This window comes from Finegoldia magna, from assembly GCF_002243175.1.
Taxonomy (GTDB): Bacteria; Bacillota; Clostridia; order Tissierellales; family Peptoniphilaceae; genus Finegoldia; species Finegoldia magna_J.
Window position 1 is genome coordinate 115,720 of the sequence record NZ_NDYF01000013.1, and the last position, 23,091, is coordinate 138,810.

20 protein-coding genes and 2 pseudogenes are annotated in these 23,091 nt (G+C 33.9%); 4 read left to right on the forward strand and 18 right to left on the reverse strand.

What is annotated here, in order from left to right; translation table 11 throughout:
- Window positions 1–247 precede the first annotated feature (247 nt).
- Both B9N53_RS05700 and B9N53_RS05705 read left to right on the forward strand, forming a co-directional pair.
- Entirely contained in the window at window positions 248–988 is a 741-nt protein-coding gene (locus B9N53_RS05700; protein ID WP_094204074.1) for an ABC transporter ATP-binding protein, read from the forward strand.
- Window positions 975–2,549 (forward strand): antibiotic ABC transporter permease, encoded by a 1,575-nt coding sequence (locus B9N53_RS05705; RefSeq protein ID WP_094204075.1) that lies wholly within the window; start codon window positions 975–977, stop codon window positions 2,547–2,549. The genes B9N53_RS05700 and B9N53_RS05705 overlap by 14 nt, the downstream gene beginning before the upstream one ends.
- Window positions 2,550–2,615: 66 nt before the next feature.
- Here B9N53_RS05705 and B9N53_RS05710 read toward each other — a convergent pair whose 3' ends face one another.
- The 4 genes from B9N53_RS05710 to cysK all read right to left on the reverse strand — a co-directional run bounded on the left by B9N53_RS05710 (window position 2,616) and on the right by cysK (window position 6,351).
- On the reverse strand, window positions 2,616–3,707 hold the full coding sequence (locus B9N53_RS05710) for a glycerol dehydrogenase (RefSeq protein WP_094204076.1): 1,092 nt from the start codon (window positions 3,705–3,707) through the stop codon (window positions 2,616–2,618).
- Between the two features lie 141 nt (window positions 3,708–3,848).
- Window positions 3,849–4,850 (reverse strand): hypothetical protein, encoded by a 1,002-nt coding sequence (locus B9N53_RS05715; RefSeq protein ID WP_094204077.1) that lies wholly within the window; start codon window positions 4,848–4,850, stop codon window positions 3,849–3,851.
- A 93-nt stretch (window positions 4,851–4,943) separates the two neighbouring features.
- Entirely contained in the window at window positions 4,944–5,468 is a 525-nt protein-coding gene (gene epsC, locus B9N53_RS05720) for a serine O-acetyltransferase EpsC (protein WP_094204078.1), read from the reverse strand.
- Window positions 5,455–6,351: a cysteine synthase A gene (cysK, locus tag B9N53_RS05725; RefSeq protein WP_094204079.1), complete on the reverse strand. Its 897-nt coding sequence runs from the start codon at window positions 6,349–6,351 to the stop codon at window positions 5,455–5,457. The genes epsC and cysK overlap by 14 nt, the downstream gene beginning before the upstream one ends.
- Window positions 6,352–6,459: 108 nt before the next feature.
- Between cysK and B9N53_RS05730 the strand changes: the two genes are divergently transcribed.
- Window positions 6,460–7,125, forward strand: coding sequence for a Crp/Fnr family transcriptional regulator (locus B9N53_RS05730; RefSeq protein WP_094204080.1), 666 nt, complete (start codon window positions 6,460–6,462; stop codon window positions 7,123–7,125).
- Between the two features lie 719 nt (window positions 7,126–7,844).
- Here B9N53_RS05730 and fusA read toward each other — a convergent pair.
- From fusA to B9N53_RS05755, 5 genes and pseudogenes are all read right to left on the reverse strand, one after another.
- A complete protein-coding gene (gene fusA, locus B9N53_RS05735; protein WP_094204081.1) occupies window positions 7,845–9,902 on the reverse strand; it encodes an elongation factor G in 2,058 nt (685 codons plus the stop codon).
- 378 nt (window positions 9,903–10,280) lie between these two features.
- The gene (locus B9N53_RS05740; RefSeq protein WP_094204082.1) at window positions 10,281–10,472 is read right to left on the reverse strand and encodes a hypothetical protein; all 192 of its coding nucleotides are present in this window, start codon (window positions 10,470–10,472) and stop codon (window positions 10,281–10,283) included.
- A gap of 378 nt (window positions 10,473–10,850) precedes the next feature.
- The gene (locus B9N53_RS05745) at window positions 10,851–11,138 is read right to left on the reverse strand and encodes an AraC family ligand binding domain-containing protein (RefSeq protein WP_094204083.1); all 288 of its coding nucleotides are present in this window, start codon (window positions 11,136–11,138) and stop codon (window positions 10,851–10,853) included.
- A gap of 66 nt (window positions 11,139–11,204) precedes the next feature.
- Window positions 11,205–11,777 (reverse strand): uracil-DNA glycosylase family protein, encoded by a 573-nt coding sequence (locus B9N53_RS05750; RefSeq protein ID WP_094204084.1) that lies wholly within the window; start codon window positions 11,775–11,777, stop codon window positions 11,205–11,207.
- Between the two features lie 138 nt (window positions 11,778–11,915).
- Window positions 11,916–12,296 (reverse strand): annotated as a pseudogene (locus B9N53_RS05755) (MobA/MobL family protein); the annotation flags it as partial.
- A gap of 19 nt (window positions 12,297–12,315) precedes the next feature.
- Between B9N53_RS05755 and B9N53_RS05760 the strand changes: the two are divergent.
- Window positions 12,316–12,647: pseudogene (locus B9N53_RS05760) on the forward strand (transposase).
- A gap of 398 nt (window positions 12,648–13,045) precedes the next feature.
- Here the strand turns inward: B9N53_RS05760 and B9N53_RS09345 are convergent.
- From B9N53_RS09345 to B9N53_RS05800, 9 genes are all read right to left on the reverse strand, one after another.
- Window positions 13,046–13,318 carry a hypothetical protein gene (locus B9N53_RS09345; protein ID WP_242432418.1) on the reverse strand — a complete coding sequence of 91 codons (273 nt, stop codon included), beginning with the start codon at window positions 13,316–13,318 and terminating at the stop codon, window positions 13,046–13,048.
- An 18-nt stretch (window positions 13,319–13,336) separates the two neighbouring features.
- The gene (locus B9N53_RS09350) at window positions 13,337–13,570 is read right to left on the reverse strand and encodes a helix-turn-helix domain-containing protein (protein WP_242432419.1); all 234 of its coding nucleotides are present in this window, start codon (window positions 13,568–13,570) and stop codon (window positions 13,337–13,339) included.
- A gap of 277 nt (window positions 13,571–13,847) precedes the next feature.
- A complete protein-coding gene (gene guaA / locus B9N53_RS05770; protein WP_094204085.1) occupies window positions 13,848–15,380 on the reverse strand; it encodes a glutamine-hydrolyzing GMP synthase in 1,533 nt (510 codons plus the stop codon).
- 8 nt (window positions 15,381–15,388) lie between these two features.
- Window positions 15,389–16,984 (reverse strand): ABC-F family ATP-binding cassette domain-containing protein, encoded by a 1,596-nt coding sequence (locus tag B9N53_RS05775; protein ID WP_094204086.1) that lies wholly within the window; start codon window positions 16,982–16,984, stop codon window positions 15,389–15,391.
- A gap of 244 nt (window positions 16,985–17,228) precedes the next feature.
- Entirely contained in the window at window positions 17,229–18,254 is a 1,026-nt protein-coding gene (purM, locus tag B9N53_RS05780) for a phosphoribosylformylglycinamidine cyclo-ligase (protein ID WP_094204087.1), read from the reverse strand.
- Complete coding sequence (gene purE / locus B9N53_RS05785; RefSeq protein ID WP_094204088.1) at window positions 18,254–18,727, reverse strand: 5-(carboxyamino)imidazole ribonucleotide mutase; 474 nt, start codon at window positions 18,725–18,727, stop codon at window positions 18,254–18,256. Before purE ends, purM begins: the two co-directional genes overlap by 1 nt.
- 9 nt (window positions 18,728–18,736) lie before the next feature.
- A complete protein-coding gene (guaB, locus tag B9N53_RS05790; RefSeq protein WP_094204089.1) occupies window positions 18,737–20,188 on the reverse strand; it encodes an IMP dehydrogenase in 1,452 nt (483 codons plus the stop codon).
- A 188-nt stretch (window positions 20,189–20,376) separates the two neighbouring features.
- Complete coding sequence (locus B9N53_RS05795) at window positions 20,377–21,330, reverse strand: 1-phosphofructokinase family hexose kinase (RefSeq protein ID WP_094204090.1); 954 nt, start codon at window positions 21,328–21,330, stop codon at window positions 20,377–20,379.
- A 71-nt stretch (window positions 21,331–21,401) separates the two neighbouring features.
- Window positions 21,402–22,946 carry an NAD(P)/FAD-dependent oxidoreductase gene (locus B9N53_RS05800; protein ID WP_094204091.1) on the reverse strand — a complete coding sequence of 515 codons (1,545 nt, stop codon included), beginning with the start codon at window positions 22,944–22,946 and terminating at the stop codon, window positions 21,402–21,404.
- Window positions 22,947–23,091: the final 145 nt, after the last annotated feature.

Genomic DNA, 23,091 nt, shown 5'->3' on the forward strand with positions numbered 1-23,091 from the left:
ATATCATACGGAGAAAATTGCTTTGATTTCAATTCGAAAAAATCCGTAAAATCGAACTGTTTGAACATAAGTGAGTTTTCGATTTTAGGATTTTGAGATTTAGAAATCAACAATTTTTGTAGTCCAGATATTCGTGTATTAGGGTTGTTTACGTATTAGAATTAGCAATAGCTAATTCTTTTTTATTTGACATGATATCTATAGTGTGCTACGATTATGATACAGTATGATACAAGAGGAGGTATGTATGATTACTTTTGAGAATGTGACAAAAAAATACGACAGAAAAATTGCTTTGGACAATTTGAATCTTACAATTAATAGCGGCGAAATCTTCGGTCTTATTGGACATAACGGAGCCGGTAAATCAACTACGATAAAATCCTTAGTTGGTGTTATAAAACCTGAAGAAGGGACTATCAAAGTTGACGATATTGATGTAAGAGATAATCCAATGGAAGCTAAGAAGAAAATCGGATATGTGTCTGACAGTCCAGATATGTTTTTGAAGATGACTCCTTACGAATTTTGGAGATTTGTCGGAACAATTTATGAAATTGAAGAAAACAAATTCAACGCTACTTGCAAGATGCTTTCCGAAAAATTTGATTTGACAGAATTCTTCCAACCTATTGAATCTTTTTCACATGGTATGAGACAAAAAGTTTTCGTAATAGCTGCTCTGTTATCTGATCCAGATGTGTGGGTATTGGACGAACCGTTGACAGGACTTGACCCACAAAGCTCGTACAATTTAAAGGAAATGATGAGAGAACACGCCAACAAAGGAAATACTGTTTTGTTCTCTACTCATATTTTGGAAATTGCAGAAAAACTTTGCGACAGAATTGGAATTTTGCAAAAAGGAAAACTTATATTCTTAGGTACGGTTCAAGAACTAAAAGACTTGCATCCAAATCAATCTTTGGAAGAAATTTATCTTGAAATGATAAAATCACACGATGAGGTTCCAAATGAACAAAACTAAATTAAAAGAATTGATGAAAATCGACTTATTGAATATAAATCCTATGCTCACAGGTCAAATCAGACAGAAGACCAAGCCTGCTGAGAACAAAAGTATTTACAAGAAAATTATCAGACAATATATAATGTCCGCTGTGATGATGCTTGTAATTTACGGAATTATGTTCGGATTTGTGTTTGATTATAGCAAGGCACCTAAGATGTTTGATTTATTCGTGTTTTACTTGGTAATTTTGGGAACTTTGCAAAACTTCATCAGCGTATTCAATCTGTTTTATGAAAACAAGGATTCGTTGAAGATGTCCTATTTTCCAATCAGTCAGAAGGAAATGTTCGTTTCCAAAACTTTCTTGACAATGTTGAGTTCGTTGACAGTTCTAAGTCCGATTTTGTTGTTGTCGATAAAGTTTTTCATTGATTTCAAATTCAATATATTCTTGGCAATTTTGTTCGGAATTTTGAATTTCGTAGTTTTATTCGTTTTTACAATAATTTTGAATATTGTCGTTGCGGAGCTTTTGGTGAGAACATCTGCCTTGTACAAATTCAACACGCAAATAATGGTTGGACTTAATATTTTCATTCAAGTCGTTGCCATAGTGTTTGTAATTTTTATTCAAAATTCAAACATCATGAAAAACACTACGGGACTTGGCCCTATTTCAGGATTACTTCACAATCCATTATCGGCGATTATTTTCATAGCTGTATTGGCAGTTATTGAAGTGATTTTAGGAAAAGCGATTCTAGAATTTGCATCGAAGAACTTGTACGAACACATGAGCGATATTCAAAACAGAAAAAATTCTGTTAAGAGAACTAAAGTTGACAAAGAGCCAAGCAATATCGGCAAGGAAATGTTCAAATACAACAAAATGCTTTTGAGTGATGCTACAACTATCACATCGTGCATTTTATTCCCAGTAATGTTTCCAATATTGATGACATTTACTAGCGCGCCTAGTATGCGAAGTGAAATCGGGACAAATATTTCCGATTTGCAATCACTTGCTATTGCTCTTAGCATTTCATTTATGTACAGTGTGTTCATTGGACTATTTCCTATGAACCTACAATCGATAATAGTTTCATTAGACGGACAAAATCACGATTATTTGATGAGTCTACCAATGAGTAAGAAAACTTATTTGAATGAAAAAGTAAAATTCTCATTTACAATAATGGGCGTGTTATCTGCCCTTGCAATATTAGGATTTTCCATATTCTTTAGAGTAAAAGTTTATTTCATGATACTTGCAATTGTGTTGAATTTAATATCTATATTCGTATTTTGTAGATTCAAAGTCGCTGGAGATTACAAACACAAATACGTAAATTGGTCGAGCATTTCAGACATAATGAACAGACAATCCAAATTCGCCTACGTTATTAAAATGATGGGACTTTCATTTTTGACAATAGCAATATTCTCATTTGTATTGTTTAGCATTCAATCAGCCCCTATTAAATGGATTCTCATGGGAATATTAATTCCATGGGCATTAATAGTAGTAGGAATTGAGCTTTACAATCAAATCGGTTTTTGGAGAAAAATAAAATAGACACACAAAAATCATCCTAGTCAATAAACTTAGGATGATTTTTTAATATGCTATTAATGTGTAAATTTATTTGTGCTCTTCGTAGTATCTTGTTCCCAATACATCAGCTGTTAATACGAAATCTCTTAATTTTTCCGGAGTGATTTCTCCAACTACGTTGTGAATAGTTTCTCCTTCAACACAGGCTTTTTCGCAACCTACCATTATATTTTCAGCTTTTATATTCATATCTTTCAAAGTGATTGGAAGCCCAACTTTGTAGCAGAAATCCATTACCTTCATCAATTCATCTTTTGGAGCTGATTCCATCAACAATTGCACGATTGTACCAAAAGCTACGATTTCTCCGTGCATTGCAGACACACCTTCTATTTCAGTAAATCCGTTGTAGATAGAATGTGCCGCTGCAAGTCCACCATTATCAGCACCAACACCACTTAGATAAGTTGCTGCTTCAATAACTTTTTCTACAGATTCATTCAACAAATGATTATCCACAGATTTCTTGGCAATTTCTCCATGTTCAAACAAAATTTCATTGCACAATTTGCAAAGTGCCATCGCTGATTCACTAATTCCACCATTTTCAAGTGAAGGTGCATCAACTTTTTTGCAACTTCTTGCTTCGTAGTAAGTTCCCAAAGCATCGCCCATTCCTGCAACCAAAAATCTCACAGGAGCGTTGGCAATTATTGTCGTATCCACGATTACCATGTTAGGATTATCTGGATAGAAAATATATCTGTCAAATGTGTGATCGTCATTGTAAATAACTGAAAGTCCAGTACATGGAGCATCAGTCGCTACAACTGTAGGAACTACCAAAACTGGTTTATTTTCATAAAATGCCGTAGCCTTTGCAGTATCAATAGCAGATCCTCCACCGATTCCAACCACTGCATCGATTTTTTCATCGACGACGATTTTTCTCATTCTCTCTATTTCTCCATTAGAAGAAATTCCGGAGAAAATTTCATATTTTCTGAAAGCGTCAGTTCCTTCAAAACTTTTTTCGATTTTTTCCTTACAATCGTTCAATCCTCTTTTTGAAGATACGAACAAAAACCTGTTTCCATAATCTTTTGCGTATTTCCCAAATTCATTCAAAGCGTCTTTGCCTTGAACGTATTTTTGAGGTGTTCTAATTAATTTTAACATTTAATTCTCCTTTCGTAATTTTGATAAATAAGGTTATTTATTTAACATTTATGTCCAAATAACCTCTAAAATATTTATACCCAAATAGATAAAACAAAAACAGCAACAAACTTTTTTCGTTCATTGCTGTTCATTTTTTAATTATTTTGGTTGAATGTAGTCTACTAAGAAAAGTTTTTCTGTTCCATCACTTCTAACTCTTACAACTACATCTTCTTGATCTTTATCGTTGTATTGTCTAGTTAATATGATGTCTCCTTTTTCAAAGCTGAAATTATACAGAAATGATTGATTGTAAACTGTTGTCGTGAAATCTTTGAAATATTCCGCATCTTTAATTCGGTATAATTTTTCGTGAGGATATGTGGAGTACTTGTGGCTTATAATTCCATAATAATCTGCTTCAAATTCTCTTCCATTATATGTGATTTTTTCTGTTGAGATTGGTTTGAGATTTTTACTTTTCAACAAATTAACTGTGTGAAGATTTTTAATTTTATCTTGTATAATCTTCGTCATATTATCATTAACATAACCTATTCCATCTATATGTGCCAATCCAAAAAATCCAATAACATCTCCTTTTGTCTTGTTATATGTATCCATAAAATTTTCTGCCATCATTTTGTCTCTGTACTCACTGGCTTTTAAGTCATCAACTTTTTCCTTGTCATAGAAATTCTTGCCTTGTTCTATAGCCTTCTCAGTAAGTTCAATATCTTTTTTATCGCCTTTTTCTTTTGCTAATTTAAGATAATCCTTGCCTATAATATCGTATGAATGTCCCACATCTACACCGTAGAATTTAATATCATTCATTTCTTTTTTTATTGTCTTGAAATATTCGATATCGTAATCATAATCATAGTTTCCGTATTTTTTAATAACATCATACATTTTGTTCAAATACTCATCATTATCTGATTTCATCCACAAATTAAGATATTGTGCACCATAATGAGAATCCTCCAAAAAATAATTCCTACCACCTTTTTTGTAGTAATCTCTCAAAATGTTTAACTCTTCATTATAAATAGGTTTTATATCGTGATCTTCTCCATACAAATACACTTCTCTTTTTCCAATGCTACATGAGCACAACATTAAAAGCATCATTACAATTGCAAATATTTTCTTCTTCATAAAATTCCTCCTGCTAGCTTATACATCCATTTTATCACAAAACAAAAAAATCTCCTCAGCAAATAAATTTGCCAAAGAGATTTGTGCTCAATATTAATGGTGTCTTACTATTGTTGCAGGCATTCCAACAGCTGTGCAATCACTTGGAACATCACTCAAAACCACTGCACCTGCGCCGATTTTCGCGCCATCTCCAATTCTAATCGGCCCCAATACAGTCGCCCCTGTTCCAATTACGACATTATCACCTACAATCGGGTGACGTTGGTGCTCCTTTTCGTTGCCAGTACCACCAAGCGTTACGTTATGATAAAAGTGACAATTATCTCCTATAATCGCAGTCTCTCCAATTACAACTGCCATTGCATGATCTATAAACAGATTCTTGCCGATTGTCGCTCCTGGATGAATTTCAATTCCTGTTTTGCGCCTCGCTCTTTGTGAGAAAAACCTCGCAAGAGTTGTGTGTTTTTTTCTGTAAAAATAATTTGCAATTCTGTGATAAATCAACGCCCTCACGATTGGATACATGAATAACGCTTCGAATTTCGTGCGACATGCAGGATCTTCTTGTAAAATAAAATCACCGTATTCAGATAATCTTTTAATTAGCCTCATTTTCAAATAACGCAGTCGACAAGTACCTTTCTCCAGTGTCTGGAAGAACAGTAACTATTGGACCATCAACTTTCTCTAACATTTTTAATGCGCCAAATACATTTGCGCCCGAAGAAATTCCCACCAAAAGTCCTTCTTCTTTTGCAAGTCTTCTTGCCATGTCCAAAGCATCGTCACCCTTTACAGTGATTACTTCATCTAACATATCCCTATCCAAAATTTCTGGAACAAAGTTTGCTCCAATTCCTTGGATTTTGTGTCCACCAGCCTTTCCAGTGCTCAACAACGCTGATTCTTCTGGTTCAATTGCCCACACAGCTACATTTTCATTCTTTTCCTTTAAGAAATGACCAACACCACTAACAGTTCCACCTGTTCCTACACCAGCTATAAATCCTTTAACTTCTGGCAATTCAGAATAAATTTCAGGACCTGTGTATTTTTCGTGAGCCAAAGTGTTGTAAGGATTTGCAAATTGATTTGGCATAAAATATTCGCCAGTAGCTTCCAACTCCTTCGCCTTATCAACAGCTGTTTGCATACCACCTTCGCCAGTCAAAATAATTGTAGCACCATAAGCTTGCATCAATTTGCGTCTTTCGATAGACATCGATTCTGGCATCACAATTGTAACATCGTATCCAAGATTTTGACCAATCATTGCAATAGCAATACCAGTATTACCACTTGTTGGTTCAACAATCTTCATTCCTGGTTTTAATGAGCCATCATCAATAGCTCCTCTAATCATTTCAAGAGCTGCTCTGTCCTTGATTGAACCAGTTGCATTTTCCTTTTCAACCTTAACATAAATGTTTCCATTTCCTATGTTTTTCAATCTAACAAGTCTTGTATCTCCAATAGTATCTAAAATATTTTTCATTTTTCTCTCCTTTGTTTCCATATATCATAAACCACAATTGATTTTATGTCTATAGTTTAATATAATTTAATAAAAAAGTACGTTGTTAAAACAACATAAGAGGTAGATATGGAAATATTAAAATCAGAACTATTCAAAAACTTTTCAAAACAAGAAATAAATCAACTATTAAACTCAAATTTTATTTACCAAAAATCCTACAAAAAACACCAATACATATTTAAATCAGGAAACACAACAGATACATTTGGACTAATACTCAAAGGAAAAGTTAGATTAGAAATCACAAATTATTGGGGAAGTAGAATGATACTTTCAAACAGAAACAAATTCCAAATAATCGCAGAATCCTACGCAATCAGTGGCGAAAAATTAATCATAGACGTTGTCGCAAGTGAAGACTGTGAAATCCTGTTCATAAATACAAACCAAATCTTCACAAATCACAACAACTACAACGACAAATTAATCAAAAATCTGCTCCTCATATTATCGAACGACAACTACTCACTCTCACAAAAACTTTGCCAATCATCCTTCAAAAAAATTCGCCAAAAACTATCCGTCTACCTAAGTTCAGTCGCACTACAAAAAGAAACCAACGAATTCGACATACCATTTAATAGACAAGAACTCGCTGATTACCTAAACGTCGACAGAAGCGCACTATCAAAGGAACTAATGGAAATGAAAAAAGAAGGACTACTAGACTACAACAAAAACCACTTCTCACTTTACAAAAACTTCAACGAAGAATACTTCTACGTAATCTAGTCAGTTCTAGTCTTACTGAATCTGATTAAGCCAGATTTTCACAAGCGAGATGTTTGCTTGTATCCCAGCAAGTACTTCCCATCTGACGAAATTTCCTAGCAAAAATTCGTATGTAGGCAAGCTTCTCAACCACGCGAAACTCTCAGCACTCATGCAAACAATCGAAGCTTAAGAATATCCTCTGGAGAAAATAATCATAAATTCAAGTGAAGTTAGCCGTTAAAAAATTGTGCTGTTTGAGTGCGCAGCACGAGTTCACAATTTTAGGCTAACAAACTTAGAATTTATTTATTTTCGTAAGCGAGATATTCGATAGCGAGATGTTTGCTCGTATCCCAGTAAGTCCTACCCATCTGACGAAATCTCTCAGCAAAAACTCGTATGTAAGCAAGTCTCCCATTGACGCGAAAACTCTAAGCACTTCGGCAAACAATCAAAGCTTAAGAATATCCTCTGGAGAAAATAATCATAAATTCAAGCGAAGTTAGTCGTTAAAAAATTGTGCTGTTTGAGTGCGTAGCACGAGTTCACAATTTTAGGCTAACGAGCTTAGAATTTATTTATTTTCGTAAGCGAGATATTCGATAGCGAGATGTTTGCTCGTATCCTAGCAAGCCTGTCCATCTGACGAAATCTCTTAGCACAAACTTTGCTCGTACGTCAGCAAGCTTTTTGTCACGAAAAAATGCCCCTATCAAACGATAAGGGCATCTCTAATTTTATTGTTCTTTAATTATTTCTTCTGTAACATTAGAAGGGACTTCTTCATATCTCACAAATTCCATTTCAAATTCTCCCCTTGCTTGAGTCATTGATCTCAAATCTATTGAATATTCGAATAATTCTTTGTGAGGAGCTTCTGCGATTACTACTTGGTTACCATCTTCATCAGATTCCATTCCTAAAATTTTACCACGGCGTTTGTTCATATCTCCCATTACATCTCCCATGTATTCTTCAGGGATTTTGATTGTAACTTTCATAATAGGTTCTAATAAAATTGGTTTAGCTTCTTCAATTCCTTTTTTAAATGCGATTTGAGCTGCGATCTTGAATGCCATTTCATTTGAATCTACAGGGTGATATTTTCCATCGTAAAGAATCGCTTTGACGCCAACTACAGGATATCCTGCCAAAGGTCCCTTTTCCAAAGATTCTTCCAAGCCTTTTTCAACTGCTGGGAAGAAATTCTTAGGAACAGCTCCACCGAATACTTCTTCTTCAAATACGAAGTTTTCTTCTGAATCTGTCAATGGTTCAAATCTAATAAATACATCCGCAAATTGTCCAGCACCACCAGATTGTTTCTTGTGTTTTCCTTCGACGTCTGATTTTGATTTGATAGTTTCACGATATGCAATTCTCAATGGAACAACTTCCGTTTCTACTTGGTATTCATCTTTTAATCTGTCCATCATTACTTGAAGTTGAACATTGCCTCGTCCACCGATTAATAATTGCTTAGTTTCATTATTTCTTTCAGATACAAATGACAAATCTTCAGTTTGCAATTTATTTAATGCACTAGAAATTTTATCGTCATCTGATTTTGATTTTGGTTGAATTGCAAAGAATAATGTTGCAGGTTTTAATTTCAAACGTTTGTAAACAGTTGGGTCACTCTTATCAGAAATAGTATCTCCTGTTTCTGTTTCAACCAATTTGCTAATTGCACCGATGTCACCAGCGTGAACTTCAGCGGTTTTTATTTGTTCCTTGCCACGTAAGAAGAACAAATCACCAATTTTTTCGTCAACTTCCTTGCTTGAATTATATATTAAAGTATCTTTGGTTATTTTACCTGATATAACCTTGAAAATTGAAATCTTTCCAACAAAAGGATCCACAATTGTCTTAAATACAACTGCACTCATTGGTTCGTCAACTGAGAACTTACGTTGTTTGTCGTCTGCATGTCTGAATCCGTATTTTGCTCTTTCATCGTCAGGTGTTGGCATGTATTTTTCGATAATTTCTAATAAAACATCAACACCTACTCCTGTAAGAGCACTTCCTGCTATAAGTGGTACACAGCTACCTTCAAGTAGTGCTGATACCAAAGCTTTTTTGAATTCTTCGTGAGTAAATTCTTCTCCGTTGAAATATTTTTCCATCAAATCGTCGTCTGTTTGAGCGACAACTTCACAAATTTCATCGAATACGACATTAACTTCATCCACTCTATCTTCCGGAATAGGAACTTCCTTGAATTCGAAACCATTGTATTCATATGCTTTCTTGTCGATAACATCAATAACTCCCTTAAAGTCTTCGCCTTCTCCAAGAGTCAAAGTGAAAGGAATAATATTTTTACCAAATTTAATGTGCAAATCACTAACGCATTTGTTGAAATTAGCATTTTCTTTTTCCATTTTATTTACGAAAATAATTCTTGGAAGATCTATTGATTGAGTATAACGAAGAACTTTTTCTGTTCCTACTTCTATACCATTAACAGCATCGATAACAATAAGCGCTGCTTCCGATGCTCTTAGTGATTGATACACTTCTCTTTCGAAATCAAAATAGCCCGGAGTGTCTATAAAGTTGATTTTTATGTCGTTGTGTTCGATTGGAATAACAGAGCTGGATATAGAAATACCCCTCTTCATTTCTTGCTTAGAATAGTCAGAAACTGTGTTTTTGTCCTCAACTTTTCCGACTCTGTTAATCACATTGGTTAAGTATAGGCATGCTTCAGTGAGTTGAGTTTTTCCACTTCCGCTATGCCCAACCAAGCTAAGATTTCTAATTTTGTTTGTTGGATAAGATTTCATAATTGTGCCTCCTATTATTTATAAGAAAACATTTGCATTTTTGTTACATAGTTTATTAAACAAATTTGATAAGTAAATTTGCCAAACAACATCTATAATATCGTTTTCAAAATGACCGCAACGTTTCTCTTATATTATTAAAATATATATACCCAAAAAACAAAATTCCTAACACAGAATAAAACAATTTACAAGAATTCTTAATTTCGTATTTATATTTTAAATAAGATATTTTATTTTGCTTAAAGCTAAATCTAATGTCTTCCATCTATATAACAGGTGTTTTTTTGTTCCTCTCACATCATTCTATCAACACACTTAAGTGTGCAAAAAAAGCACAGCTAAGATCTAACTGTATAAATCAATTAGTGTGCTTAATTAGTCTAATATTTCAATTGATTTAATGTCTGATTCATAAAAAATCCAAATATCTCCATCAACTCTCCTCTCTAGCCCATCTTCTTCGACTTCATAATCATCTTTTGCACAATAGTGTGCATACCCATTATAGCTATTTCCCTTTATATCAGTTAATCTAATATATTGTGCATTGTATTGTAATAATTTCACATTCTATCCTTTTTTTCTTGTTGTTTTAGGTGGAGGCTGCTCATTCTGTTGTAAGTGTGGACAAAATACTTGCCATCGTAACCATGGATATGGGTACCAACAAGACCATTAGCAACAATCTTTCCTAAATATTAATTAACTCCAGGTTCATTTTTGGAAAATCCAACAATAATACCGTATTACACTTCCATAAAATAATCTTCAAGCACGATATCTTTTTAAAATAAGATAATTAGCCTTATAAAGCTTAAAACCTCTGTAATTCCAATAAAACTAAGTCTTTTTTTATATATGATGTCCAAAATTTTTGCTTAAATATATAAAAATAAAAAGCAGGTTGATAAAATAATCACCTGCCTATCCTAGCTAAATATTTTCTTAAATTCTTACCTTTATAACCATCAAATCGCTATCCTCAAGAGCCTTAAGAGCATGGATTTCATTAGGATCCATTGTGATTATATCACCTGGGATTATTATCTGATTTCCGTTCTCTCCCTTAAAATCTACCTTGCCTTTATAAATTACAACTACTACACTTTTATCTGACTTGTGACTAGGTATTTCATCGCCCTTTTTGATTTGTAGGTGGGTTATTTGTAAATTATCCTCATCCACCAAATGCTCGAATTTGCCGTCTAAAATATTCGCACTTATTTTTTTCATATTTTCTCTCCTTGTTAATGACCATTACCATTAAAAATGGTATCTAATAAATTTTACAAACACAATTTATCTCAGCTTTTTTACAATTTTCTTTAACTCAGGCAAGACCTCCTCTCTAAAAAAAGGATTTTTTGCTATCCACCTGTTGTTTAGAGGACTTGGGTGGACTATTGGGAAATATTCCGGCAAAAACTCTTTGTAAGATTTTACTGTTTCAGTTAAATTTTTCTTAAATTTATCCTTCAAATAAAACTTTTGAGCATAGGCGCCTATCAAAATGGTTAGCTTTATATCCTTCAATTCATTTAATAATAGCGGATGGTATTCTTTTGCAATAAAAGATCTAGGAGCCTTGTCGCCCGATTTTCCCTTTCCAGGATAATAAAAATCCATTGGAATTATAGAAAAATCTTCACCATGGAGGACGTCTTCCGATATACCCAACCATTTGACAAGATTTTCCCCACTCTGATCATTAAATAAAATACCAGTTTCTTCAACCTTTTCCCCAGGAGCTTGCCCAATTATCAAAATTTTTGATTTTGGATTTAGCTGGAATATTGGGTTAATTCCTCTATTTGTGTAGATTTCATTTCTGCTATCTTCTCTTAATTTTTTAATAATGAGTTTTTCTTTCATAATTTTGCCATCACCTTCATTAGAATTAGAACCTTACCAAGCTTTAGGGCAAGTAACAATTTTCGTAAAAAATCTATTCTTAGCATAGTAAAACTTTCAACCTACATAAGATTATTACCCATTTTTATCTTGATTCTAATCATGAATTAAATAATCTACTATCATTCCTTGTGATGTTAGATTTTCTTTTATAAATTTTTCGACTAGTTTTTTATTTTCACTTAAAGATAATTCCTTTGGTAGTCCTATTATGAAGTGTCTTTTTAGTTGTGCATTAAAATTTTTTTCTGCCATTTCTACTTTATTCCATAAGGTAGACCTATCGTTAAATTCTTTTGGTATGTGATCAGGCAATATTATATTTTTTACTAATACTTTTTCTTTTCTTGTATAGTCGTAGGTTACTCCATCCCATTCATTTTTTATTTTTTCTTCACTTATATATGCCGCACTTTCTACTGCACTTTTGCCTTTTCCTCTTGATATTATGTTTACTGAAAAATGAAAACTTTCTGCCATTTTTTCTGAAATCAGTGATATTTCTCGTTTTGAAAAAGCTAGTAAACTTGTTGCTTATGCTGGTCTCGATGTTGCTGTTAAGCAGTCCGGTGAGTTTGTCGTTACTCAAACAAAATTTCTAAAATAGGTTCGCCTTATCTCAGACGTGCTATTTGGCTTGCTGCAATTGTTGCTGCTTTTAAGGATCCGGATCTTTCTAATTATTATCAAACTCTAAGAAACAGAGGCAAAGCTCATGGTAATGCTATTGGTAATATTACGAGAAAGCTAACCAACATAATTTTTGCTGTTTTAAGTGAAACAAAGCTAATATTCCAAATATTTGAGTATCACATATTTAATTGTTTTTGACCTATTTTCATAGGTCTGTTTGCCATGCTATTATTTACATATTTAAGTTTTTGGCTTATTGTTTACTTGCAAGTAGAATGATAGGGTTATGCTGAAGAGCAGCCTAGCGTCTACTTATGATATACAGATGTTGAGGAAGTGGAAGCTTTCTCTTTTTTTACATCTGGCATCCAAATGCGATACACCTTAAAAATATTTATTGATATTTAATAGATAAGCTTTCTTTTAATATATATTGGAATTAGATGCACTCCACTCTTACTATAGTGTATAGTAAATCCATTTATGTTTATTAGTTATTATTTTAACATCATTCCTGTATTTGGAAATTAACCAATTCTCTATAACTTTATATAAATTAGGAACACACCTGCTTTGCAGGAATTATGGTAATTATATCACACTAACATTGTTTTTAATTTCTTATTAAAAATATATGCGCAAATTGAGCAAATCACAAAAAGTAATGGCGCAACTCTGACAAATCCCCATTCGAAACTTTGCAATATGAATTTCATCATCATTGTGTTTGAGTCCGTCGTGTCCCATTGCAAATAGCTGCTTTTCATAAAAAACAAAGCTAAGAACACTACCACAATTAAAGCATCGATTACGATAAATATATTTCTGTAAATCGTAATTTTCTTTTGTTTGTTTTCGAAAAATTGCATATTAATTTCTTCTAGTTTTTAAGATATTTTATCTAATTCTGTTTGTTGTGTTTCTTCTACATTTTCACCTAATAGAACGCTGACAGATGTATGTAAAATTTCAGATAATTTTATCAAAGAATCAGAATCGGGAACGGACAAGCCTCTCTCCCATTTCGATACCGTCTGTCTGACAACATGCATTTCATTAGCTAATTGTTCTTGTGACAATCCATTTGATTTTCTAAGTGATTTGATATTTTCATTCAACATTTTTATCCCTTCTTTCTATGCCACAATAATACATTAATTCTTGCCGTTGCCACAAGAAACTAAAATTAACATAGTAAAAATCCAATGATTTTCAGCTTTAATCACTAAGTTAATATAACTTGCGTATTCGTGATATAAATGATAAACAATTATAAGTTTTAAAATATTATATCATATATATTCACCGCGATTATTTTAATGAGTTTATTTTATTCCTAGAACAACATTTTTCCACGTAAAAAAGGACAAGCGTTAAGCTTATCCTTTGAATAATATTTTATTCCCATTCAATTGTTGCTGGTGGTTTACTTGTAATGTCGTAGACTATTCTATTGATGTGGTCTACTTCGTTGATTATTCTTACTGAAGTTTTGTCTAATACTTCGTATGGAATTCTTGCCCAATCAGCTGTCATGAAGTCTGTTGTTGTTACGGCTCTTAGTGCCAATGTGTAATCGTAAGTTCTGAAATCTCCCATTACTCCGACTGTTCTGTTGTTAGTGATTACTGCGAAGTATTGGTTGATGTCTTTGTTGATTCCCGCTTTTGCGACTTCGTCTCTGAAGATAAAGTCTGCTTCACGCAACACTTCTAATTTTTCTTCAGTGATTTCTCCCATAACTCTGATTCCAAGTCCTGGTCCTGGGAATGGTTGACGATATACCAAATATTCTGGCATTTCTAGTTCTAATCCCAATCTTCTTACTTCGTCTTTGAACAAATCGCGAAGTGGTTCGATTAAATCTTTGAAATCAACTACATCAGGAAGTCCACCAACGTTGTGGTGAGATTTGATAACTGATGCATCGCCTTGTCCAGATTCTATCACATCTGGATAGATTGTTCCTTGTGCTAAGAAATCAACAGATCCGATTTTTTTCGCTTCATCTTCGAATACTCTGATGAATTCTTCTCCGATGATTTTTCTCTTTTGTTCTGGATCTGATACGCCTTTTAATTTATCTAAAAATCTGTATTTTGCATCTACTCTTACGAAGTTTAATTCGTCGTTTTTGAATGCGGCTTCAACTTCGTCGCCTTCATTTTTTCTCATCAAACCATGGTCAACGAATACACATGTCAAGTTTTTGCCGATTGCTCTGGACAAAAGTGATGCGCAAACAGAACTGTCCACCCCACCTGATAGTGCCAACAAAACTTTTTTGTCGCCAACAGTTTTTCTGATTTTTTGGATTTGTTCTTCCAAGAAGTTTTCCATAGTCCAATCTCCGTCTGCTTTACAGATTTCATAAAGGAAGTTTTTGATAAGTATTTTACCTTCAACTGTATGATTAACTTCTGGGTGATATTGCACTGCAAAAATCTTCTTGTCTTCGTTTGCGATTGCTGCAACTGGGCAAGAATCAGTCGTTTGGATAATTTCAAATCCTTCTGGTTTTTCTGATACGAAATCAGTGTGGCTCATCCACACGATGCTTTCCTCACTCATTCCTTTTAAAATAGGGCTTTGGTTTGAGATTTTGGCGTTTGTTTTACCAAATTCACGATTTTTTGCCTTTTCAACAACTCCACCAAAATCTTTGGAGATAAGTTGCATTCCGTAGCACATTCCCAAAATAGGAATATTTAATTCAAAAATTTCTTTTTCAATTTGTGGAGAATTTTCTTCGTAAACGCTGTTTGGTCCACCTGTAAAGATTATCCCGATTGGTTGTTTTTCTTTGATAACATCCAATGCTTTTTTGTAAGGAACAACTTCGCAGTACACGTTCAAATCTCTAACGCGGCGAGCGATTAGTTGATTATATTGTCCTCCAAAATCTACTACAATAACTAATTGATGTTTCATTTCTACTCCTAATTATTAGTTAAATATTTTTCTATATAGTCTTCGTAATTCATTGATACGTCACGATAAGTTCCGTCATCAAATATTTCAATAATTCTATTTGCAACAGAAGATACAAATTGGTGATCGAGTGATGTGAACAAAATGTTTGATTTGAATGTAATCAAACCGTTATTTACAGCTTCGATACTTTCCAAATCCAAATGGTTTGTAGGTTGGTCGAACACCAATACGTTGGCTGGTGTTACCATCATTTTGGAAAACATCATTCTGACTTTTTCGCCCCCGCTAAGAACGTTGGCTTTCTTCAAAGCTTCATCACCTGAAAAAAGCATCTTTCCCAAAAATCCTCTGATGTGAATTTCAGATTTTTCTTCGCTGAATTGTCTCAACCAATCAATCAAATTCAAATCGCAATCTTCGAAGAACCTAGTATTATCTTTTGGAAAATACGTGTGAGTTATAGTTTGTCCCCATTTGTATTCTCCTGTATAATCATCATCGTTTCCGTTGATTATTTCGAAGAATTTCGTGATGGCGATTTCGTTTCCGATGAATCCAATCTTATCTCCTTTGTTTACTCTGAAGCTCAAATTATCGATAAGCTTGTTGCCATTTTGTTCTACAGTCAAGTTTTCTACATTCAAAATTTCATTACCAACTTCTCTTGAAAGCTCGAATCCAACGAATGGATAACGTCTACTAGATGGTTTAATGTCATCTAATGTGATTTTGTCTAAAAGTTTCTTCCTACTTGTAGCTTGTTTGGACTTCGATTTATTGGCAGAAAATCTTTGAATGAAATCTTGAAGTTCTTTGATTTTGTCTTCTTTTTTCTTGTTTTGCTCTTTTTGCATTCGAAGTGCAAGTTGGCTTGATTCATACCAGAAATCGTAGTTACCAACGAACATATTAATCTTTCCGTAGTCGACATCGACCATATGAGTGCACACTTCGTTTAAGAAATATCTATCGTGAGATACTATGATTACAATTCCTGGAAAATCCATCAGAAAATCTTGTAGCCACAATATTGCTTTCAAATCCAAACCATTTGTAGGTTCGTCTAGTAACAATATTCCTGGATTTCCGAACAAAGCTTGTGCCAATAACACCTTTACCTTGTCAGATTCTTTCAAATCTTTCATCAACATAAAATGTTGTTGTGTCGTTATTCCCAAACCTTGCAGCAAAGATGAACTTTCCGCTTCTGCTTCATATCCTCCAAGTTCTTGAAATTCTGCTTCTAATTCCGCTGCTCTCATTCCATCTTCATCGCTGAAATCTGGTTTCATGTATATAGCATCTTTTTCTTTTTGGATATCGTAAAGCTTTTTGTTTCCCATCAAAACTGTATCCATTACGCTGTTTTCTTCAAAAGCGTAGTGATCTTGGTTAAGTTTTGATAATCTTGTGTTCTTATCTATCGTGACATTGCCTTTTGTAGGCTCTTTTTCTCCGGATAAAATTTTGAGGAATGTAGATTTCCCAGCACCATTCGCACCAATAACTCCGTAACAGTTACCTGGATTAAAAATTAGGTTAACATCCTCAAATAATTTTTTATCGGGGAATATGACACTTAAATTGTTAACTGTTAACATCTAAATCCCTCCAATACTCACATATTATACCATAAAAGTATTATCAAGTCTTGATATCACAATATTTGAATACATTTTTCAATTCAAAAACAACCATTTAATTTTGAAAAATAAATGGTTGTTGATTTTATAAATTTATATATTGGTCAATCCTTTTACAAAAGTATTTTTACTTAGTTTCTTAAATTTTCTGTATCGAAATTCTAAAGTATATACTTACTTAAAAAATTAATTTATTCAAAAATTAGTCCAGATTAATCGCAACTTTTGTTTCTGTTTGCATGCAAACTCCGCATTTTTTTGCTTTTGGATCAATTTTTTGTAATATTTCAAGAGATTTATCCACATCTTTTGCATCTACTACAACTACCATTCCAATTCCCATATTAAATGTGGAGAACATTTCTTTTGTTTCGACATTTCCCCATTCTTGAATAGCTTTGAACACAGGATCAATCTCTGATTCTTTTAAGTCAAATTCTATTCCTATATTTTCAGGCAACATTCTAGGCACGTTTTCGTACAATCCACCACCTGTGATGTGAGCAATTCCTTTGATTTGAACTTCTTTTAATAAAGCTGAGATTTCTTTTTCGTAAATTCTCGTAGGAACCAAAAGTCTTTCTCCAACTGTAGTATCCTCAAATTTGTCGGATAATTTCACATTTGCCATATCCAATGCTGCTCTTACAAGTGAAAATCCATTGCTGTGAACTCCGCTTGAAGATAGAGATATTGCAACGTCTCCTTCTTTGATTCCACTTCCGTCGATTATTTTGTCTCGATCGACAATTCCAACTGCAAATCCTGCCAAATCATAATCATTTTCTTTGTACAATCCTGGCATTTCAGCAGTTTCTCCGCCAATTAATGCACATTCTGATTGAGTGCAACCTTCCGCTACACCACGAACCAAATCCGCCATTTTTTCTGGTTTCAAGCTTCCTGTAGCGATGTAATCCAAGAAAAACAATGGCTTTGCTCCTTGGCACAAAACATCATTAACGCACATTGCAACCAAATCAATACCAACTGTATCGTGTTTGTCTAGTTCCATTGCTAATTTGATTTTTGTTCCAACGCCGTCAGTTCCACTAACCAATACAGGTTCTTTCATATCGGAGATTTCTGGTTTAAATAAACCAGCAAATCCACCAATTCCTGTTAGAACTTCTTTGCCATGAGTTTTCTTTACGATTTCTTTTATGATTTGAACTTCTTCGTAGCCTTTTTCTTTATCTACACCAGAATCTTTGTAAGTTAATCCCATTATATTTCTTCTAACTCCTTGGCAGAATCAATGACAGCTTGTTTCATTTCTTCTTTGTAGTCTTTTAATTTTTGAGCTAGTTTTTCATCAGACAATGCAATCATTTGAGCCGCTAAGATAGCTGCGTTTTCTCCACCGTCGATTGCTACAGTTGCAACTGGAACTCCTTTTGGCATTTGAACGATTGAATACAAAGCATCCATTCCAGCAAGTGCAGATCCTTTTACAGGAATTCCTATAACTGGTTTTGTTGTCATTCCTGCTGTTACTCCACCCAAGTGTGCTGCTTTACCAGCGATTGTGATGTAAACTTTGCAGTCGTCTTTTTCAACTGTTTCTTTTAAAACATCCAATGCTCTGTGTGCTGAAATAACTGATACTTCGTAAGATAGATCGAATTTTTTCAACATTTTAGTAACTTTTTTTGCAACTTCAATATCTGAACTGCTTCCCATTATTAATCTAATATCCATTGTTTGCTCCTATTTTTTTGTATAGTTTGGAGATTCTCTAGTAATAGTAATATCATGTGGATGATTTTCTACAAGTGTTGCTGGAGAAATCTTCACGAATTTTGATTTTTCTTTTAATTCAACTAAGTCTTTGCTTCCTACATAACCCATACCTGAACGAAGTCCACCAACTAATTGGTACACAACTTCTGCTACAGATCCTTTGTAAGCAACTCTACCTTCTACACCTTCTGGAACGTATTTTTTAGTGTTGTTTTGGAAATATCTGTCGCCACTTCCAGCTTTCATAGCTCCAAGTGAACCCATACCTCTGTATTCTTTGTATTGTCTACCTTCTAATACAACTAATTCTCCAGGGCTTTCTTCAGTACCAGCGAACAAGCTACCTGCCATGATAACAGATGCACCTGCTGCTAATGCTTTTGTAATATCTCCTGAATATTTAATACCACCATCGGCGATGATTGGAATACCGTGTTTGTCAGCTTCTTTTGCACATTCGATTATAGCTGTCATTTGAGGAACACCGATACCTGTTACAACTCTTGTCGTACAAATAGATCCAGGTCCAATACCAACTTTAACGCAATCTGCTCCAGCTTCTATCAAATCTCTTGTAGCATCTGCTGTTGCAACGTTACCTGCGATAATTTGAAGATCTGGGAAAGCTTCTTTTAATTTTCTTACTGCATTCAAAACTCCTCTTGAATGACCGTGAGCTGTATCAATAGTTACTACGTCAACTTTTGCATCTACCAAAGCTTGGCATCTTTCGATCATATCATTAGTTATACCAACTGCTGCACCTACTAATAGTCTTCCTTGTGAGTCTCTGGCTGAATTTGGATATTGAATTGTTTTTTCAACATCTTTTGTAGTGATAAGACCTTTTAATTTGAAGTTTTCATCTACAATTGGAAGTTTTTCAATCTTGGCATTCATCATTTTTTCCAAGGCTTCATCCATTGATATGTTTTCGTGACCTGTGATTAATCCTTCTTTAGTCATAACATCTCCGATAGGAAGTTGTTCATCCTTTACGAATCTAACATCTCTATTAGTTAGGATTCCGACCAAAGTCATTTCATCATTTACTATAGGTACACCGCTAATTCTGTAGTAACTCATCAATTTCAAAGCATCAACGATTTTGTCATCTGCAGATAAGTAAAAAGGATCAGTAATTATTCCATTTTCTGAACGTTTAACTCTATCTACTTCTCTTGCTTGTTCTTCAATAGTCATGTTCTTGTGAATAATTCCGATCCCGCCTTGTCTCGCCATAGCGATAGCCATTTTTGACTCAGTTACAGTGTCCATTCCTGCTGACATCATAGGAATGTTCAATTCAATTTTTTTAGTTAGTCTTGTTTTCAAGATAGTTTCATTAGGTAACACTTCTGATGGACCTGGTACTAAAAGTACGTCATCAAATGTTAATCCTTCGCCGATAAATTGCATAATACCCTCCTCATAAAATAAATAAAAACTTCGTTAAAAATTTTTAATGTTGAGAATAAATTTACCATACAAATGATCACAAGTCAAGCAAATTTATTCTTTCTAATTTCTTTACAGATATTATATCAGAAATACAAATTTTTGAGCAAGAAAAAACGCATCAAAAAAACTTTTGACGCGTTCATTTTCTATAATAATTCTACATTTATTTGTTCTGCTACTTCGTTTATTTTGTCTGCGTCCAGCTTTTCAACTTCTGACACTCTCGCATTTAAAACCCCAAGAGATAACGCCTTCAACACAGTTTCCATTACACCTTCTCCATCGTCCAAGAATTTTGCAATCCCTGCGACAGTAGCATCTCCACTTCCGACAGTTCTTTGAATTTTGTATTGAGGAACAGTAATTCTGTACAAATTATCCTTGTATTTTAAAATCGCCCCGTATTTCCCATTGGTAACCAAAACTATTTCAACATCATTCAACAATTCGTTTGCAAAAATTTTTTTCAAATAGTCAGCATCTTTGTTAATGAAATCTTCTGATGAAATATCTTCTGATAAACCAATGATTTCCTTGAATTCGTAGAAGTTAGGCTTGATAGCAAATGGTTTGTAATTGTTCTCCAAAACTTTTTTAGTCACTTGTCCATTTGTATCCAAAATAATCTTGCTGTTATCTTGCAAAATATCCATAGTTTCTTCGACGAAATTATCGGACAAACCATTCATCAAACTTCCACTGATTACAGATATATTATAATTTTTTCCGATTTCTTTTATAAGTGACATAAAAGTTCTTTCAAATCTCGAATCAATTTTGTTTGTTTTTTCAAAAATTTCAAATTGTTTGTCGCCGTGAATTACCCTGATGCAGTTTCTAGTGTCGACATTTGTGAAAATAAAATCGTGCTTAATATTCACATCATCCAACTTGTCGATTACATAATCTCCGTTACTTCCTCCAATAAAGCCTGTAACCATGAAATCTGCCCTCAACAAATCTAAAACTTTGGACACATTTATCCCTTTGCCTCCAGGCGTTTTATACGCATCATCAACAATATTTACTCCATTAGTATCCAGCTCATCCATTTCGTAAATCACATCAATAGCAGGATTCGCAGTTATACAAAGTATCATTTTATTCCCCTCTTCAAATTAATTAAAAATTTAGCTTTTATTAAATATACCCAATAATTTAGTTTTTTAAATTATTTAGATAACTTTGATGTAAGGATAACCTCAGCAGCTTTTAGTCCGTCGATAGCGCTTGACACGATTCCCCCAGAATATCCACTACCTTCACCAATCACGTACAAATTATCAACATTTTCGCTTCTTAACAAATCATCACGGTCCATTCTCACTGCGCATGATGTTCTCGTTTCAACTCCTGTAAGTATCGCATCATCCATTGAAAAACCGTGGAGCTTCTTGTCCATCATTTTAATCGCAGTTTTGATGTAATTTGTAACGTGTTCTGGATAAATATCGTTCAAATTGCTCAAAACATATCCCGGTTTTACAGTCGGTTCAACTTCTCCGATTTTTTCAGATTTTTTATCGTTCATAAAATCTTTGACCAATTGAACTGGTGCATTATAATCGGATCCTCCCAATTCAAAAGCTTTACGTTCGATTTCTTGTTGAAATCTAATCCCGTCCAATAAATTATGGCCGTAAGTATTCTCATCTATACCGCACACAATCGCACTATTTGCGTTTTTGCCGTCTCTTTTGTGAAAACTCATACCATTGACACACAACTCATTTTCTTCACTGGAAGCATTGATTACATATCCACCCGGACACATACAAAAAGTATACACTCCCCTTTTGTTTTCCTCAGAATAAGAAAGTTGATAAGTCGCACTTGGAAGTTCTCTGTCGCATTTATATTGTGCAAAATCTATCATTTTTTGTGGGTGTTCAATCCTAAAGCCGACAGCAAAAGGTTTGTTCGTCATTTTGATTTTATCGGCTAACATCATCGCAGTATCTCTTGAACTATTTCCAAGAGCCAAAACGTAACAGTCTGATTCAAATTTTCTATTATGTGATTTAATTGCCACACATTTTTCATTTTCGATTTCGACATCGTCGATTAATGTATCGAATTCAAATTCGCAACCCATTTTGATAAGGTCATTTCTCATGTTCACGATTACTTTTTGCAATTCATCAGTTCCGATGTGTGGCTTCGAATCATACATAATTTCATTTGGAGCGCCGTAGTCCACAAATGTCTTCAAAACTTCTCTGACTCTTTTGTCTTTGGAACGCGCAGTTAATTTGCCGTCAGAAAAAGTTCCAGCTCCGCCTTCTCCAAATTGCACGTTACTATTTGTGTTAAGCTTACCAGTATCCAAGAATTTATTGATATCGTCAACTCTTTTGGATACTTCGCTTCCTCGTTCAATGACTTTCACCTTTGCTCCGTTTTTCGCTAACAAATACGCGCAAAACAATCCCGCAGGACCACTTCCCACAACTGTGACGCTTTTTGAATTATCGACATCTTCTAATCTAAAATCTTCCTCAAAATATTTCTCACAATTTTTGATTGATTTTATCTTTTTATCGGACAAATCTACATCAACGATAACTTGATAATTGAACAAAATTCCCTTTCTAGCATCGATGGATTTTCTGTAAATTTCGTAATCGAAGTTTTTCATTCCAATCATCTTGGAGATTTTTTTCTTCAATTCGTTCTCATCGTCATTTTTCAATTTTATATTTCTAATAATAATCATATTTTTCTCTCTTTCGTTTGCTACTTGTATTATATCATTATTTAAATAGAAATATTTATTGGCAAAACATAACGATTTTTAAAAATCTAATGCACGAATATCTAGACTACAAAAATTGTAGATTTCTAAATCTCAAAATCCTAAA

Coding starts and splice junctions, on each gene's coding strand:
- B9N53_RS05700 (WP_094204074.1), top strand. CDS start 248: ATGATTACTTTTGAGAATGTGACAAAAAAATACGACAGAAAAATTGCT.
- B9N53_RS05705 (WP_094204075.1), top strand. CDS start 975: ATGAACAAAACTAAATTAAAAGAATTGATGAAAATCGACTTATTGAAT.
- B9N53_RS05710 (WP_094204076.1), bottom strand. CDS start 3,707: ATGTTAAAATTAATTAGAACACCTCAAAAATACGTTCAAGGCAAAGAC.
- B9N53_RS05715 (WP_094204077.1), bottom strand. CDS start 4,850: ATGAAGAAGAAAATATTTGCAATTGTAATGATGCTTTTAATGTTGTGC.
- epsC (WP_094204078.1), bottom strand. CDS start 5,468: ATGAGGCTAATTAAAAGATTATCTGAATACGGTGATTTTATTTTACAA.
- cysK (WP_094204079.1), bottom strand. CDS start 6,351: ATGAAAAATATTTTAGATACTATTGGAGATACAAGACTTGTTAGATTG.
- B9N53_RS05730 (WP_094204080.1), top strand. CDS start 6,460: ATGGAAATATTAAAATCAGAACTATTCAAAAACTTTTCAAAACAAGAA.
- fusA (WP_094204081.1), bottom strand. CDS start 9,902: ATGAAATCTTATCCAACAAACAAAATTAGAAATCTTAGCTTGGTTGGG.
- B9N53_RS05745 (WP_094204083.1), bottom strand. CDS start 11,138: ATGAAAAAAATAAGTGCGAATATTTTAGACGGCAAATTCGAGCATTTG.
- B9N53_RS05750 (WP_094204084.1), bottom strand. CDS start 11,777: ATGAAAGAAAAACTCATTATTAAAAAATTAAGAGAAGATAGCAGAAAT.
- B9N53_RS09345 (WP_242432418.1), bottom strand. CDS start 13,318: ATGCAATTTTTCGAAAACAAACAAAAGAAAATTACGATTTACAGAAAT.
- B9N53_RS09350 (WP_242432419.1), bottom strand. CDS start 13,570: ATGTTGAATGAAAATATCAAATCACTTAGAAAATCAAATGGATTGTCA.
- guaA (WP_094204085.1), bottom strand. CDS start 15,380: ATGAAACATCAATTAGTTATTGTAGTAGATTTTGGAGGACAATATAAT.
- B9N53_RS05775 (WP_094204086.1), bottom strand. CDS start 16,984: ATGTTAACAGTTAACAATTTAAGTGTCATATTCCCCGATAAAAAATTA.
- purM (WP_094204087.1), bottom strand. CDS start 18,254: ATGGGATTAACTTACAAAGATTCTGGTGTAGATAAAGAAAAAGGCTAC.
- purE (WP_094204088.1), bottom strand. CDS start 18,727: ATGGATATTAGATTAATAATGGGAAGCAGTTCAGATATTGAAGTTGCA.
- guaB (WP_094204089.1), bottom strand. CDS start 20,188: ATGCAATTTATCGGCGAAGGATTAACATTTGATGACGTACTTTTAGTA.
- B9N53_RS05795 (WP_094204090.1), bottom strand. CDS start 21,330: ATGATACTTTGTATAACTGCGAATCCTGCTATTGATGTGATTTACGAA.
- B9N53_RS05800 (WP_094204091.1), bottom strand. CDS start 22,946: ATGATTATTATTAGAAATATAAAATTGAAAAATGACGATGAGAACGAA.